The sequence below is a fragment of the Paenibacillus sp. FSL H7-0716 genome (genome assembly GCF_038002705.1).
GTDB classification, from domain to species: domain Bacteria; phylum Bacillota; class Bacilli; order Paenibacillales; family Paenibacillaceae; genus Paenibacillus_AQ; species Paenibacillus_AQ odorifer.
Window position 1 is genome coordinate 303,682 of sequence record NZ_JBBODA010000003.1, and the last position, 14,455, is coordinate 318,136.

The 14,455-nt window shown below is 48.4% G+C and carries 14 protein-coding genes; 1 reads left to right on the plus strand and 13 read right to left on the minus strand.

The genetic code is table 11. The features are described from left to right. Positions 1–31 precede the first annotated feature (31 nt). The 8 genes from MHH60_RS06030 to MHH60_RS06065 form a co-directional block, all read right to left on the minus strand. Entirely contained in the window at positions 32–931 is a 900-nt protein-coding gene (locus MHH60_RS06030) for an FAD binding domain-containing protein (RefSeq protein WP_076136243.1), read from the minus strand. 58 nt (positions 932–989) lie between these two features. Then, a complete protein-coding gene (locus MHH60_RS06035; protein WP_076136241.1) occupies positions 990–1,919 on the minus strand; it encodes an ABC transporter permease in 930 nt (309 codons plus the stop codon). Positions 1,920–1,922: 3 nt separating this feature from the next. Further along, the gene (locus MHH60_RS06040; protein WP_076136239.1) at positions 1,923–3,065 is read right to left on the minus strand and encodes an ABC transporter permease; all 1,143 of its coding nucleotides are present in this window, start codon (positions 3,063–3,065) and stop codon (positions 1,923–1,925) included. Further along, complete coding sequence (locus MHH60_RS06045; RefSeq protein ID WP_076136237.1) at positions 3,062–4,594, minus strand: ABC transporter ATP-binding protein; 1,533 nt, start codon at positions 4,592–4,594, stop codon at positions 3,062–3,064. Before MHH60_RS06045 ends, MHH60_RS06040 begins: the two co-directional genes overlap by 4 nt. 109 nt (positions 4,595–4,703) lie before the next feature. After that, a complete protein-coding gene (locus MHH60_RS06050; RefSeq protein WP_036680038.1) occupies positions 4,704–5,864 on the minus strand; it encodes a BMP family ABC transporter substrate-binding protein in 1,161 nt (386 codons plus the stop codon). Between the two features lie 254 nt (positions 5,865–6,118). After that, positions 6,119–6,691, minus strand: a complete 573-nt coding sequence (locus MHH60_RS06055; protein ID WP_162164265.1) for an NTP transferase domain-containing protein — start codon at positions 6,689–6,691, stop codon at positions 6,119–6,121. Then, entirely contained in the window at positions 6,633–7,757 is a 1,125-nt protein-coding gene (locus MHH60_RS06060; protein ID WP_076136235.1) for an XdhC family protein, read from the minus strand. The genes MHH60_RS06055 and MHH60_RS06060 overlap by 59 nt, the downstream gene beginning before the upstream one ends. A gap of 53 nt (positions 7,758–7,810) precedes the next feature. Further along, on the minus strand, positions 7,811–9,385 hold the full coding sequence (locus tag MHH60_RS06065) for a PucR family transcriptional regulator (RefSeq protein ID WP_076136233.1): 1,575 nt from the start codon (positions 9,383–9,385) through the stop codon (positions 7,811–7,813). A 343-nt stretch (positions 9,386–9,728) separates the two neighbouring features. Here MHH60_RS06065 and MHH60_RS06070 point away from each other — a divergent pair, with 343 nt between their 5' ends. Beyond that, the gene (locus tag MHH60_RS06070) at positions 9,729–9,896 is read left to right on the plus strand and encodes a hypothetical protein (RefSeq protein ID WP_306082141.1); all 168 of its coding nucleotides are present in this window, start codon (positions 9,729–9,731) and stop codon (positions 9,894–9,896) included. Between the two features lie 240 nt (positions 9,897–10,136). Here the strand turns inward: MHH60_RS06070 and MHH60_RS06075 are convergent, their stop codons facing one another. From MHH60_RS06075 to ggt, 5 genes are all read right to left on the minus strand, one after another. Continuing rightward, on the minus strand, positions 10,137–10,307 hold the full coding sequence (locus MHH60_RS06075) for a hypothetical protein (RefSeq protein WP_341161119.1): 171 nt from the start codon (positions 10,305–10,307) through the stop codon (positions 10,137–10,139). Beyond that, positions 10,291–10,563, minus strand: a complete 273-nt coding sequence (locus MHH60_RS06080) for a hypothetical protein (protein ID WP_341161120.1) — start codon at positions 10,561–10,563, stop codon at positions 10,291–10,293. The genes MHH60_RS06075 and MHH60_RS06080 overlap by 17 nt, the downstream gene beginning before the upstream one ends. A 426-nt stretch (positions 10,564–10,989) precedes the next feature. After that, complete coding sequence (locus MHH60_RS06085; protein ID WP_081389043.1) at positions 10,990–12,450, minus strand: amidase family protein; 1,461 nt, start codon at positions 12,448–12,450, stop codon at positions 10,990–10,992. 29 nt (positions 12,451–12,479) lie between these two features. Next, positions 12,480–12,608 (minus strand): hypothetical protein, encoded by a 129-nt coding sequence (locus MHH60_RS06090; protein WP_341161121.1) that lies wholly within the window; start codon positions 12,606–12,608, stop codon positions 12,480–12,482. A 127-nt stretch (positions 12,609–12,735) separates the two neighbouring features. Continuing rightward, positions 12,736–14,313 (minus strand): gamma-glutamyltransferase, encoded by a 1,578-nt coding sequence (ggt, locus tag MHH60_RS06095; protein ID WP_076136232.1) that lies wholly within the window; start codon positions 14,311–14,313, stop codon positions 12,736–12,738. Positions 14,314–14,455: the final 142 nt, after the last annotated feature.

Consider the following 14,455-nt stretch of genomic DNA (forward strand, 5'->3'; position numbering starts at 1 on the left):
CCCTCTCTCCTTTCGTCGGGTTATTCACCTCTTAACTCCGTACATTCATAGCCTTCCACAGCTCAGATACAACCAAATTCCCAGCAGTCTTTTTCTTGTAAAGTTCTGTTGCAAAGGGATCACTATACGTCTCAAAGCTGTTCTCAACCCCTTCATATAAAGAAGCCAACAGCTCCTCTGTATACCTCACACCTTCAAGCATAACTTCCGCCCTACTTAGTCGCTGTGGCCGCCCAGAGCCCCCACCTGCGGCGATACGCACCTCACGGAAACGGTGTTCCTCATCGATTGATGCTGAGATTGCTACCGTTACAAGTGAAGGGGTGAACGCTTCCCTGCGGCCAACCTTACGAAAAATTTCTAGCCTATCCGTTAACGGACTCTCTAAGCGAGTAGGTGAGATGCGAATCTCAGCCACAAGATCTGCCGCAGGTTTTATCCCGCTCCAGTGATTGTTTAGCCACTCTATCAAAGGTAGAGGAGTCATAAATTTGCCGTCAAAGGAGATTAACTCCGCGTCATAGACCAGTAACGCAGGTAGAATATCTCCGAAGCCAGAAGCGATATTGCCCCCTAGCGTGGCAAGATTACGCACCGACGGAGCCGCTATGCAACGTGCAGCCTCTTGCAGCGCAGGAGCTACGGCCTGCAAATGCTCATTACTGCGGCACTGGGAGAGTGGAACAAGAGCGCCCAGAGATAAGTGAAATTCCGTTAAGGTAATGTCGCCGAGATTTGTAATTTGCCGAAGATCAATCAGTTGTTTGGGCATATGAGCCGTTCCATTTTCCCACCCTATTCTCAGCAGTGTTCCTCCTGCGACATATCGGGCACTGTCACCAAACGCCGTTTTTCTCTCCCAAGCTTCGTGCAGGCTGCGGGGTTGAATTACTTCAGGTAGCCTTCCTTCCTCTTCCCGTATAACTCCCATACACTCCGCCTCCCTTTTTGAGTACCAGATTGCCGCTTCCCTTCTCGTATAGCCTGCCTTAAAACCTTTGTTCCCGAATATAAGGAACTCCGAGCGCCTCCGGTGTGCCGGATGGTTTGTTGCGATTGCGGTACCCCAGGTACATCAGGACCAGAATGGTCACAAGGTACGGAATCATTTTGAGAAAATAGGGCGGAACTGCACTGCCCAGCAATTGAATACGGAAGCCAAGTGAATCCAATGCCCCAAAAAAGTAAGCGCAGAACAAGGCGCGCAGCGGATTCCATCTGGCAAAAATCACTAGCCCTACCGCAATCCAGCCTCGACCGGCTGTCAGCCCTTCATTCCAGGTTGGCGCGTAGGCCAATACCATATCCGCTCCGGCCAGGCCGATGAGAGCAGCACCGGTGATCACATAACTGTAGCGGATAAGCCGTACACGGATCCCCATCACATCTGCGGTAGCCGGACTGTCTCCGACTGCCCGCAAATGCAGGCCCCATGAAGTGCGGTGAATTAGCAAATGCAGAGCAAGCACTAGCAGCAGGCTGAACCAGGTTAGGTAATCCATATTGCCGAATATTTTTCCGATGAACGGTACATTTTCCAGCCAAACCAGATGCAGCTTAGGGGAGGTTCCCGGCAAAGGAATGCCGCTGATCGGTTTACCAAGATAAGCGCTCAACCCACTGCCGAACAGGGTCATCGCAAGACCGGACATCGTTTGATTCGCCCGCAAGGTCACACAGAGAAAAGAATGCAGCAAACCAAGTACAGCCGTTACAGCTACGGTAGCCAGCAGAGCCAGCAGCAGGTTTCCGGAGCGAATATACACGATACAAGTGGTGACCGCTCCCATCAGCATTAGACCTTCAGCCCCAAGCTGTATAATGCCGGCACGTTCATTTAGAATGCCTCCCAGCGTAGCCAGCAGCAGCGGGGTCCCTGCGGAAATAGCGGCAATAAGTAGCTGTGTTGTAAAATCCATTGCCTATCTCCCCCCTTTCAGCTGAACCCGGCTACGGCGAATGCGGAAGCGATAGATCATATCGCCAGCAATCAAGAAAAACAGGATGGAGCCTTGCAGCATCTCAGATATCGATGAGGGCAGCCCGATGGTTTGAACACTATATCCGCCAACAATTAAGCCACCGAATAGAATAGAAGTAACGATTAGACCGAGTGGATTCAATTTAGCCAGCCAAGCTACAATAATGGCGGTGTATCCATAACCCGGTGAAATGCCCTGCATCAGCTTGTGTGTAACACCGGAGACCTCCGCCATGCCAGCGATCCCGGCGAGCCCCCCACTGATCAGCATGACGATAATAATATGACGCTTGATAGGAATCCCCGCGTATCTGGCTGCAACAGGATTGGCCCCAATCAGACGGAGCTCGTAACCCCACTTGGTAAAACGAATCATTAAGTAATAAATCACAACGGCGATAAGTGCAAATAACAATCCAATATGCAATCTTGTACTTCCGAGAACGGGCAGCGACTGAGCCGCAGTAAACATAGGTGATCCCGGGAAATTAAATCCTTTAGGATCTTTCCAGGGTCCGAATACCACGTAATCGAGCGCCAATAGGGCAACATAATTCAGCATTAATGAAGTGATTAGCTCATTCACTCCAAAAAACGTCCGCGGAATAGCTGTCAGCAGTCCCCAAAGCGCACCCGCGGAAATCCCGAACAGCAGCATTAAGCTCAGGGACCAGAATGAAGGTAAGTCAGGAAAATAAATCGTGACCGCTGTGGCCGCCATAGCCCCAACAGTTAGCTGGCCTTCTGCTCCAATATTCCATACCGAAATGCGGTAAGCCACAGCAATCCCAAGCCCACATAGGAGTAGCGGGATCGCTTTAACCATCGTTTCCGTGAGCCCATACGCAGTGCCAAATGCGCCACGGAACATTTTTTCATAGACCAGCACCGGATTCATACCATTCGCCGCAATAAATAGGGCACACAACAATAGCGCTAAAATTATAGATACAATAGGTGTCCACCAAGGAGAACGGATGCGGCTGGCATCGTATTCGAAACGTAGAGAGAATCGTTTTCCGGAGTGGGAGGGGAGGGATTCCAGTACAGCTGCTGCGGTATTTCTTCCATTCTCCAGGCTCATACGGCGCTCTCCTCTCTATTATGAATACCAGCCATTAGTAGTCCTATGCTCTCTCGATTCGCTTCCTCATGTGTACTCTCACCAATAATTGAGCCGTTATAGATCACTAGAATCCGGTCGGACAACTGAAGCAATTCATCTAAATCCTCCGAAATTAACAACACGCCACTACCTGAACCACGCAGCTCCATAAGTAGGTCGTGAACACCAGCCGTGGCACCTACATCCAGCCCTTGTGTCGGATGAACGGCGACCATCAGCTTCGGCCGATGACTGATTTCACGTGCAAAGAGCAGCTTCTGCTGATTACCACCTGACAACTGTTGTACTGGCGTCTCGAGCTCAGGTGTTTTGACGTTAAAGCGCTGGACCAGCTCCTGTGACCACAAACGGTTCTTCGCGGACTTCAAGAACCCAAATTTGGAATGCTCCTCTGAGCGGTAAGACTTAAACAAAAGATTATCCACCGATCCGAGGCGTCCAGCTAAACCGCTCTTCATCCGGTTCTCCGGCACGTGGGAGATTCCTGAATCAATTGCCCCTCTAACCGAAGCCGATTTCACCGTCTTTCCATCAAACGTGATTTCACCACTTTTCCAGCCTCTAAGACCTGTTAACACTTCAGCCAGTTCCTTTTGCCCATTACCAGCTACCCCAGCTACGCCTACAATTTCCCCTTTACATACGTTCAGAGAGAAGTGATCCAGTGCTTTTCGCCCGTGATCAGCATATACGTCCACATCTTTCACTTCTAATAAAGAATCCCCTTCAGTGGCTTCCCGTTCTTGACGGGTGATGGTTACTTCCTTGCCCACCATCAGACGAGCCAGCTCCAGTTCATCTGTATCTGCCGTGGTCAGCGTGGCGATCATTTTCCCTTTGCGCATGACGGAAATCCGATCGGAGGACGCCATAACCTCTTTCATTTTATGAGTAGTCATAATGACCGTCTTTCCTGCCTGCTTCATGACCCGCAGCGTTTCAAATAGCTGTTCCACCTCTCCCGGGGTCAGTACAGAGGTTGGTTCATCCAGAATAATAATGTCAGCCCCGCGATACAGCGTCTTAACGATTTCAACACGCTGCTGCTCACCCACGGACAACTGCCAGATCGGGCGATCCACCGGGAAATTCAGTCCAAACCGTTCCGCTAATGCCTCGATCTCCTTGTGTTTCTTCTTCATCCACTTACGGCCGCGCCAGAAAGACGACTTTTCGCCAAGCACGATATTTTCTGCTGCTGTGAGGCTTTGCACCAGCCTAAAGTTCTGAAACACCATACCTACACCCAGCTGCGCAGCATCTTTAGGAGAACGGATCTGAGTACCTTTCCCATGAATGAAGATTTCTCCTTCGTCTGCTCTATACACCCCTGACAGCATGCTCATCACCGTGCTCTTTCCGGCCCCATTCTCCCCAAGCAACGCATGAATCTCACCCGCATTTGCCGAAAAGTCGACTTGATCACTGGCGGTTACCGAGCCGAATTTTTTCACAATCCCCCGCATTTCAACTGAAGTTCCCCGCATGGCCTGAACCCCTCCTTCCTTCAAGTTGTAGTACGGGTGGGGAAGTTTCCGCTTAACGGAACCCGCCCCACCCATAGATTGTGCACATTTTATTCCCTATTTTTAAACATTATTGCGGGATAGTTCCTTCCACACCTTTTACGAGCCAGTTCATGCCCAGCACTTCCTCCAAGGTCAGCTTCTGACCCTCCTGAACCTTCACATTCCCTTGATTATCTGAGATCGGACCTGTGAAAACCTCGAGCTCACCACTGATAATTTTCGCTTTGGCGTCTTCGACAAGCTTTTTCACATCATCTGGGATCTTGTTCCCGAAAGGAGCCAGCTCCACCATACCGTCAGCCATATCACCAGAATATTGCTCGCTCTTCCAGGTTCCATCCATAACTGCCTGCACAGCTTTTACGTAATACGGCCCCCAATTCCATACCGGGTTCGTCAAATAATTGTCCGGAGCGTATTTGCTCATATCCGAGTCATTTCCCCCGGCAAAAGCCCCTCGTTCAGCAGCAGCCTGCAGTGTTGCAGGTGAATCCTGATAGGCCAAAAGCACATCCGCACCCTTATCCAGCAAGCTGATTGCCGCTTGACGTTCAGTCGTCGGGTCATACCATGTATTCGTCCATACCACATTCACCTTTACATCAGGATTGACACTTTGCGCTCCAAGGGTAAAAGCATTCAAGTTATAGATCACTTCGCTGATCGGAAAAGCGCCCACATAACCCAGCTGATTGTTTTTGGTCATTTTTCCTGCCGCTATGCCGCTCAGATAGCTGGCCTGATAGTTTTTCCCGAAGTAGGTTCCCATGTTCTCTGCGGTTTTGTAACCTGAAGCATGCAGGAACTTCACGTTGGGGAATTTGCCCGCTACATTTAATGTAAAATCCATATATCCGAAGCTCGTTGTAAACACGATGTCGTGTGATTGTGCAAGCTCGGTGATGATTCGTTCGGCGTCAGCACTTTCAGGGACATTTTCTACAAAGTCAGCTTTAATCCCAAGCTCCTTCTCCATATACAGCCGTCCTTGATCATGTTGGTACGTGTAGCCGCCATCCCCTGGAGGTCCGATATAAACAAAAGCAACCGTCGGTTTCTTTGCAGCCGGTTCTGTTGTTGCAGTTGCCTCTGTTGCCGCTGTAGTTGTCGCTGGTGCCTCCGTTGCATTTGTAGAAGTATTATTATTGCTGCCACACCCCACCAAAGCCACCGTCATTAGAACCATTAATGCAAGACAAGATGTTATGAACTGACCCCTTTTTTTCATAATTCTCCTCCTCCAAATCATCTCTCATCATGGCTGCAACCATTAATGTACTTCTACTATACTTAGAGGTGGCCTTGGCGTAAATTTATATAACATACGTTTGTATAGGAATATAAGAATCAGAACTTTTTTTGTGTGTAATGCACTAATTGGTTTTTGTATGGCGAGTTTCGTGTCACATTATATGACCAGAAGTGGAAAAGGAACACTGTTTCAGATTACTTTTCAGATTACCTTCCAGACTATTCTTTACTTCACTTTCCATTTCTCAGAATCCATTGCTCCTGAATCTCACCAAAATCCTCTTTTGTATCTGCGTCCATGAAATAATGGGCAGACTCAGATTCCAGAACAATCCCCTTATAATCAGGTGAACGCAATATCCCCGCCGCTCCTCGATCTCCATCTAATCCCTGTAGAGCTGGAAACAACGTCTTCGAGAACAAAGCCGGGGGCATAGCCGACCCATTGCTGACGCTAGCGACATAGTCCATCTCCGGAGATTGTTCAAACGTTTGTATTAGACGGTTCACTAATGCTGTAGTAATAAATGGCTGATCCGCAAGCGCAACAACTACTGCATCGGGCTGCAAAGGTAATACCGCATTAAGGCCGCAGCGCAGTGAAAAAGACAATCCTAGATGTGCGGTCAAGCAAGTTTCGGTACGTCTGGATGCTTGCGGTTCAATCGCGGGTGGCAGCCATTCCAAGTTATCATCCGCACGCACTACCACGATTAGCGGTTCTAGATTGCAACGATCCAGTTCACTAAGCGCGACGCTCCCGAGTGAGACCTCCTGCGACAATTTCAGTGAAACCTTGGACACGCCCATCCGCCTGCTCTGCCCCGCTGCCAAATATATTCCTGCTACCTTCAAGACTATCCGCTCCTTTGGGCAGCTCTCGTGAGCCCACCCTTCTAATTTGAATAATTTCCGCTATAATACTGACCGCAATCTCCTCCGGACCTTCTCCTCCAATCGGCAACCCTACAGGTGCATGCAAAGATGCAGGAGCCTCAAGCCCTTCCAGTAAAAGAGATATCCGCGCCTTCGAACCGATAATCCCTATATACAGAGGAGCAAGCGGAATCACACTCTCCATGAACTGTCTATCCCGCCCAAGTTGATGACTGCAAATTAATACATAATCCTCCCGAGCTACGCCCAATCGCTGAACAACCTCCATAGGGGAACAAATTACTTGTTCAGCTCGAGGAAACTTATTGTGCAAGCTTCCTTCGCGCCAATCCGCAACCGCTACCCGAAAGCCAACTCTGTCAGCAAGTTCCGCAATCGGAACCACATCACGTCCCCCTCCAAAAATCACAAGCCGCGGTTTAGGCACGAAAGACGTATGAAATGCTGTCAATTCTGCTGGAGCGGCCATAAAGCGACCTGCCGCCAGGCTTTCTTTTGCCGAGTGGGATAATTTCGGATGTTTCTTGCTCTGCGGCAGTACAAGGTCTGGATCCAGCTCCAGCTTATAGGCAAAACCTTTCTCCACTGCTTCGCGGAACAGAATTAACTTCTCTCCCCTAGCCAATCTGTCACTCGCCTGCACTAAAAGCTTGTAGAGCTGACCCTGCACGGGTTCTAGCACTACTTTGATTTTGCCTCCACAGCCGACAACCTCACCCCAGGACAGATCATCCGGAGACAGCATGTTGTATTCCACAATTTCGGGCAGCCCTCGTTCCCAGATCTCAGAAGTTCGCAGCTGCAGATCGTTTTCCAGACAACCTGGACTCAGGCTCCCAATCGTACCTTCTTCAAAAAACAACATCACCGCTCCGGGTTTACGATACGAGTGTCCCTCCACCTCTATCAGCGTTGCCAGCACCGCAGGCGCCTGATGGGTTTGAATATGCATTGCGATCTCATGTGTATTCACGAGGTTCCCCTCCTCCGTGTTTGCATTTCAACCCAGAACTTAGAACTTAGAACTTAGTCCCGTCCGAGCATCCTCCGAAACATGAATACTAACTTCAACCTCATTAGATCATTTATTTTTTTAAAATCGACGTCCAGCAGCTCACTAAGCTTCTCGATCCGGTAGGTAGCCGTGTTTCGATGAATAAACAGTTTCTTAGCCGTCTCATTAACATGACCATCGTTTTCTAGATAAACTTCCAGTGTCCGCAGCATTTCCCTGACATACTCCGGTTCTCGGCTAAGCAACCCTCTAAGACTTCCATTACAATATTTCTCCATAACCTCTGCCGGAATTTGCCCGAGCAGCAGGTTAAGCTCAAGCTGCCGGTAATGCACAACATTCCCTTTTACTCCCCCGCCCTGAAGCATTCCCATACAATCCTTTACCTCCGCAAAAGCCTCCTTCAGCCCCTCCGGCTTCGCTTTACAACTGCTTATCGCAGCTCGCGGATAATATCCCTTATCAAACTTCATGTTGTCAAAACAAACCTGGATTAAATCCCGAAATTGTTCAGGACGCTGACGATCTCCCGGATATATAGACAAAAGCCCTTGATCTATGATCACATGAATTCCCTTTACTTCCCGCAGCCCGGGATGTTCAAGATATTCTTCTTTTAGTCTGAGCAGCTCCCCTTGACGTTCTTCCCCAGTCGCAGCTGTATCGGTCAATAAGAGACAAAATGGTGATTGAAGCAGCTCAATCTCCAAGTCGACAGCAGCCTGCGCCAAATCTGTGTAAGATAAATTACCGCTCAAACAACGTCTCAGCAATCCGCTAAACTCCCTGTGTTCTGCCTGTTCAAAATAATCTTCGTATCCTGAATGAATATGATAGGAAATAAGTTCAGCTCCCTGAACGAACAAACTTTCTTCCATTGGGAGCAATAAAGGGTCGATGGCACAAAACAATAGATATCCGGAGCACTTCTCTCCTTGCAAAAGTGGCGTACGGTAGCTCACATGATCTCCCACACGAAAGCGCTGATTCCGTTTCTGCCATGGCCACCCCTCCAGCAGCTGTGAAGGATGGTATTCAGAGTTGTTGTAGATCACATCCCCCCGTGCGCTAACCACCACAAGTGAATGGCCAATCACTTCAGACACCGAATCAAACAATGGACGGCTGCGGACAGGTCTTAAGGCGAATTGCATCAGCTTTTTCTGCTTCTCCATAATGTTCTGCAGAACGTGAGTGCTGCGGCTAAGCTCGGCGCGAAACAGACCATTCATCTGATCCGAAAAAGTAAACTCGAACGGCAGCTGGATTAGAGGGAAGTTAAGACTCTCCGCTTCTGCGACCAGTTGCTCTGGTACTTCATCCCAAAACCGACCCAGCTTAATGCCCAAGGCTGAAGAACCCCGGCGATTCAAAGTCTGCAGCAAGGCAGAGGCTTCCTCCATATTGTCCTTTATCAAATAGGCTGTCGTTAGCAGCATCTCGCCTTCTTTGATCCAATCCGAGATATCGGGGGCATCCATCACATTAATTGACTTCACAATTCGATGTTTCCCTTTAGACCCAGCGATAAGCTTCGCCTCGGACAAAGGATAAATGGACAACGCTTCTTCAACCGTAAGATGCATGCCACCCCTCCTTATTAGGATCAATAGAACCATTTCTGATTTATAATGTTATTTTATGTAACATTATAATTAAAATGAACCGTGTTGAATAGAGGAAAGTTAAAATTTCATGATTAACGTGTTATTAAACATAACATACAGTGAACATGAATTATGAATTATGAATTATGAATTATGAATTATGAATGAGGAATTATGAATTATGAATGAGGAATTATGAATTATGAAATATGAATTATGAATGAGGAATTATGAATTATGAATGATGAATGATGAATTATTGAACTTTAGCTTATATCGTTCGTGTGAACTGTATAAAGGGATTGGAAAATAGTAGGAGGTATTGAGGGAGGGCTTTCAAGTAAAACAAGTTTTTACGGGTTCTACATGGGAGTTGATGGGAGGGTATTCTCGGGCCATTCGAATGGGCCATCGGATCGAAGTCGCAGGCACACCAGCGTTGCAAAACGGGGAATTGAGCTGTGTAGGAGATCCTTACGAGCAGAGATAATATCACCCCACTATAGCTGTGGCGGAGGTACAAGCTCTTATAAATCCACTGCTGCCGGTAGAGGTGGAGGGCTTTTTTGCCCTTCTTTTTGGCTGTTTGGCCAGTTTTTCCGAGGTGCGAGGCACTTTGGCCCTTCTTTTTGGCTACATAGGCGTCTACGCCACATTCTACGGGATTTATACCGTTCTTTTTAGCTACTTGAGCCACTTTCCTAGATTCTGCGGGATTTATTCCGTTCTTTTAGTTACTTGAGCCATTTCCCCCGACTTCTGCGGGATTTATACCGTTCTTTTTAGCTACTTGAGCCAATTTCCTAGATTCTGCGGGATTTATACCGTTCTTTTTAGCTACTTGAGCCAATTCCACGACTTCTGCGGGATTTATACCGTTCTTTTTAGTTACTTGAGCCATTTCCCCCGACTTCTGCGGGATTTATACCGTTCTTTTTAGCTACTTGAGCCACTTTCCTAGATTCTACGGGATTTATACCGTTCTTTTTAGCTACTTGAGCCAATTCCACGACTTCTACGGGATTTATACCGTTCTTTTTAGCTACTTGAGCCAATTCCACGACTTCTGCGGGATTTATACCGTTCTTTTTAGCTACTTGAGCCACTTTCCTAGATTCTACGGGATTTATACCGTTCCTTTTAGCTACTTGAGCCATTTCCACGACTTCTGCGGGATTTATACCGTTCTTTTCTCTCCAGCGACGTATTCACTCAATTCCACTGGTTTTACAACATAATCGAGCGCTGAATTTATCTATTTCACACTACTGCCCCACTATTGAGCCGAACTCCAACTAATTTAGTATTAAAAGCAACTCCACTAGGCTCCCCGGTATCAATAAAACTAAGAGCAGGAGGGAATCACATGTGTATTCCGTTAATTTGTGAACGAATAAGTGAGTGTGGCGTTAGAGTGTATTTAGAATGTACTTAGAATGTACTTAGAATGTACTCCAAGAGTATATTCCTAGAGTGTATTCCAAAAGTATAATCCAAGAGTGTATTCCAAGAGGGTATTGAGGAGTACCGGTTAACAGTAACTAGAAAAGTATCAAGCTATGTTGTCAGTAGCTACGATCTGTTTAGTATCGCTTTTTCAAGACCACTGCACCCACATCTCGGGACTGCTGCCACACTTCATTCACCCAAGAGAGTAACCGGAGATCCTGACCATGTCCGGCAATAACGGATAATCCCAGTGGCAATCCACTTGTGGAGAGCATAGGTATTGTTACCTGAGGCAAACCCGCCAACCCTGCTATGCAACTCAACATCATCGCACCACTACGATTCTCCTCCAATTGGCGCAAATCCCCTCCACGCAGCGGCGCTGGTCCCGGAACTGTCGGAATCACAAGACAATTGTTCTCCCCTAGCAGCAAGCGCAACTGATTAGAAATCTCTTTTTGCTTACATTTCGCAACACTATGATCCTCTTCCGCCAAACTAGCAGCCCACGAGAATCGCGCTGCAATATCAGGTCCAAAAACTGGTTTCTTGTTCTCAATCCAAACGCCATGAGTTTCCCAAATTTCATTCCCCTGCAATTCTCTAAAAACATCCATCCAGACCTTTAACCCCTCCAAAGCAATCTCTATCTCTATGAGATGATCTGCCCCGGATCGCAAACACCTTAATCCCTCCGATAAAATAGCTGCATCCTCCAGATTAACCAAAGCCCAACAGTCAGTATCAACAAATACAGTACCCATTTTGGTTTTGTCTTCTATTTTCTTTTTCGCCTTGTTCTCCGAACCAATCTCTAAAATTTCCTCCGTACTGTTCTCAATACGCTTCTCCAAAATCGTTTCTAAACTTTCATTCTGGCTCATTTCTAAATTATTTTCATCAGTCTTCACCATGTCTCCCTCTAGGTTGTTCTCTAAATTTTTCATTACATTCTTCTCCATGCTCTTCCCTACAGTTTCCTCTATACTACTTTCTATTTTCTTCGCCGTCTTCACAGATATACTCCCAGCCACAAGCAACACTTCCCCTACCTTCTGGAGCACATCCAAACGATCTGACATCCAGCCAACGGTATCAAAAGCCGGAGATAATGGAATAACACCTTGAAAATCCACAGCGCCATGCGTTGGTCGAAAGCCATATACTCCGCAATAGGAGGACGGCACTCGAATTGAGCCACCGGTGTCCGTACCGAGCGCAAAATCAACACTACCAGAAGCTACCGCTACTGCCGAACCACTTGAAGATCCGCCCGGGATACGACCTACAGCACGCGGATTAACTGGCGTTCCATAATGATGGTTCTCACCACCCAGACTATACATCAGCTCATCCGTATGGGCAGCACCACGAAGTGTAGCACCCGACAACAATAAACGATGTACAGCCACCGCATTTGCCGTGGACGGATGGTGGCTATGCAGCCAATCAGGATTACCTGCAGAAGAGCTGTGTCCAGCTACAGCGAATACATCTTTTACTGCAAAGGTCAGTCCATCCAATATCCCGCTACCTAAACTCTCAACCGTAAGTTCAGGATCTATAAACGCACCATACCGATTATCCAAAACCATAATTACTCCTCCTCCCTTCACCATTACTATTACAATCCCTCTAGCAGCCTTTCAGATCCCACACAATCTCGCCTACGATTCCTCCAGCAGCCTTTCGAATTCTTCACCTTTTTTCCTACGATTCCTCCAGCAGTCCCTTTGCTCCCTGGTCTTTCCACCTACGCCCCTCCTCCACTCTTTCGCTCCCTCATCTTTCTTCTACGACTCCTTCATAGCCCGTTAGCCCCTTAATCCCCCTCTTACGATTCCTTCAGAGTCCTTCCGGTCGCTCCATCATTCCTATACTTACCACCCAATCGCCGCACCATCGCAGCGCGGGTCCGTCCCCCCACTGCGGTATCCATTGTCATCTATCGAAATCACATGAGCGTGCCCCATAACCCCATCGTAGTCATCTACTTTCCGGACAATATGACCGGCTGCGGCCAAATCTGCCAGCACCTCATCAGCTACCCTGCTCTCCACCTTCAGTTCTTGCGTAGGCTCTCCCCACGTTCTCCCCCACACAAAACGCGGCGCATTCACAGCCATTTGTGGATTCATGCCATAATGCAGCATCCGTGTGAGCAGCAGAGTTTGAGTCTGTGGTTGACCTTCGCCACCTTGCGTCCCATAAAGAATTGCAGGTTTTCCCTCGCGGCAGGCCATCGCTGGCATCAGTGTGTGGAAGCTGCGCTTATGCGGCTCAAGCGTATTGATGTGCCCGGGGTTCAGCGAAAAAAACGAACCTCGATTCTGCAGCAGAATCCCAGTATCCCCAGCGACCACACCCGAGCCAAATTCAAAATACAGACTCTGAATAAAAGAGACCGCATTCCCATCTTCATCCACAACCGCAGCATAAGCTGTATCACTGCCGATAGGCTGACTTGTCAGTTGCGCAGCTTTTTGCATCGAGATCGCAGACGCTAATTGTCCTGCATAACGTTTATCCAGCAGCTGCTCCAAAGGTATAGCACTAAAATCCGGATCCGTAAGCACCCTATCCCGATCGCGGAAGCTTAGCTTCAACGCTTCAACAAGCAGGTGGTAGTATTCATACGATCCATGTTCGATTGCTTCAAAGTTGAAATTTTCCAACATATTAAGACTCATTAGTCCTGTGAAACCTTGAGAGTTAGGCGGCACTTGGTACACCGTATGCCCGTGATAATCCGTATGAAGCGGCTCGCCCCACTCGCCCTGATGATCCGCAAAGTCATCCCGAGTCAGATACCCGCCAGCTGCCAGCATAAAGTCACAGATGTCCTCCGCAATCTTCCCCTTATAAAAAGCGTCCCGCCCACCCGCCGCCAATGTCCGCAGGGTGGCTGCCAGCTGTTTTTGCTGGAATCGCGATCCAGCACAAGGAATCACGCCGCCTGGCGTGTAAATCGCTGCCGCCTCCGGCGACAGCGCAGAGCCCGCAACAGCCGTGTTATTCCGCTGATCCGGCGACAGCGGAAACCCCTCCAAAGCATAACCAACAGCAGGCGCCAGTACTTCCGCCAGCGTAAAGCGGCCATACTTACTCAGTATGGCATCCCAACTGTCTGCCATCCCCGGCACCGTAATGGCGCTGCTAATCCCCCGCCGCGGAATAAAAGCATCCCCGGCATAGCTGCTTCTGCGGACTCCGTACCCGGAGCGCCCGCTTCCGTTATAGGCCCGAACACGTGCCTCTTGCGTGTTATAGGTCAACCAAAAGGAATCTCCGCCTAGCCCCGTCATATGCGGATATACTACAGCTAGTGTCGCACTGATCGCCACCGCTGCATCAAAGGCATTCCCCCCTTTTTCCAACATACGTGCACCAGCAGCCGAGGCTAAATAATGGGGGCTAACTACCATAGTTTTTGTGCCTATTACGGGTTTCTCCGCCATGTCCCATCCCCCTATGTTTTTACGGATTACTCCGCCATGCCCATCCCCCTAAATTTTACGGGTTTCTTCCTCATGCCCATCCCCCTAAGTTTTATGAGTTCACCATCATGTCCCAACTCCTTGTTTTTGCGGCGGGATTCTT

Bases quoted from the DNA above. Each gene is read 5' to 3' on its own strand.
- MHH60_RS06065 (WP_076136233.1), bottom strand. From the start codon at position 9,385: ATGCATCTTACGGTTGAAGAAGCGTTGTCCATTTATCCTTTGTCCGAG.
- MHH60_RS06050 (WP_036680038.1), bottom strand. From the start codon at position 5,864: ATGAAAAAAAGGGGTCAGTTCATAACATCTTGTCTTGCATTAATGGTT.
- MHH60_RS06075 (WP_341161119.1), bottom strand. From the start codon at position 10,307: ATGGCTCAAGTAACTAAAAAGAACGGTATAAATCCCGCAGAAGTCGTG.
- MHH60_RS06045 (WP_076136237.1), bottom strand. From the start codon at position 4,594: ATGCGGGGAACTTCAGTTGAAATGCGGGGGATTGTGAAAAAATTCGGC.
- MHH60_RS06040 (WP_076136239.1), bottom strand. From the start codon at position 3,065: ATGAGCCTGGAGAATGGAAGAAATACCGCAGCAGCTGTACTGGAATCC.
- ggt (WP_076136232.1), bottom strand. From the start codon at position 14,313: ATGGCGGAGAAACCCGTAATAGGCACAAAAACTATGGTAGTTAGCCCC.
- MHH60_RS06035 (WP_076136241.1), bottom strand. From the start codon at position 1,919: ATGGATTTTACAACACAGCTACTTATTGCCGCTATTTCCGCAGGGACC.
- MHH60_RS06085 (WP_081389043.1), bottom strand. From the start codon at position 12,450: ATGGTTTTGGATAATCGGTATGGTGCGTTTATAGATCCTGAACTTACG.
- MHH60_RS06030 (WP_076136243.1), bottom strand. From the start codon at position 931: ATGGGAGTTATACGGGAAGAGGAAGGAAGGCTACCTGAAGTAATTCAA.
- MHH60_RS06080 (WP_341161120.1), bottom strand. From the start codon at position 10,563: ATGGCTCAAGTAGCTAAAAGGAACGGTATAAATCCCGTAGAATCTAGG.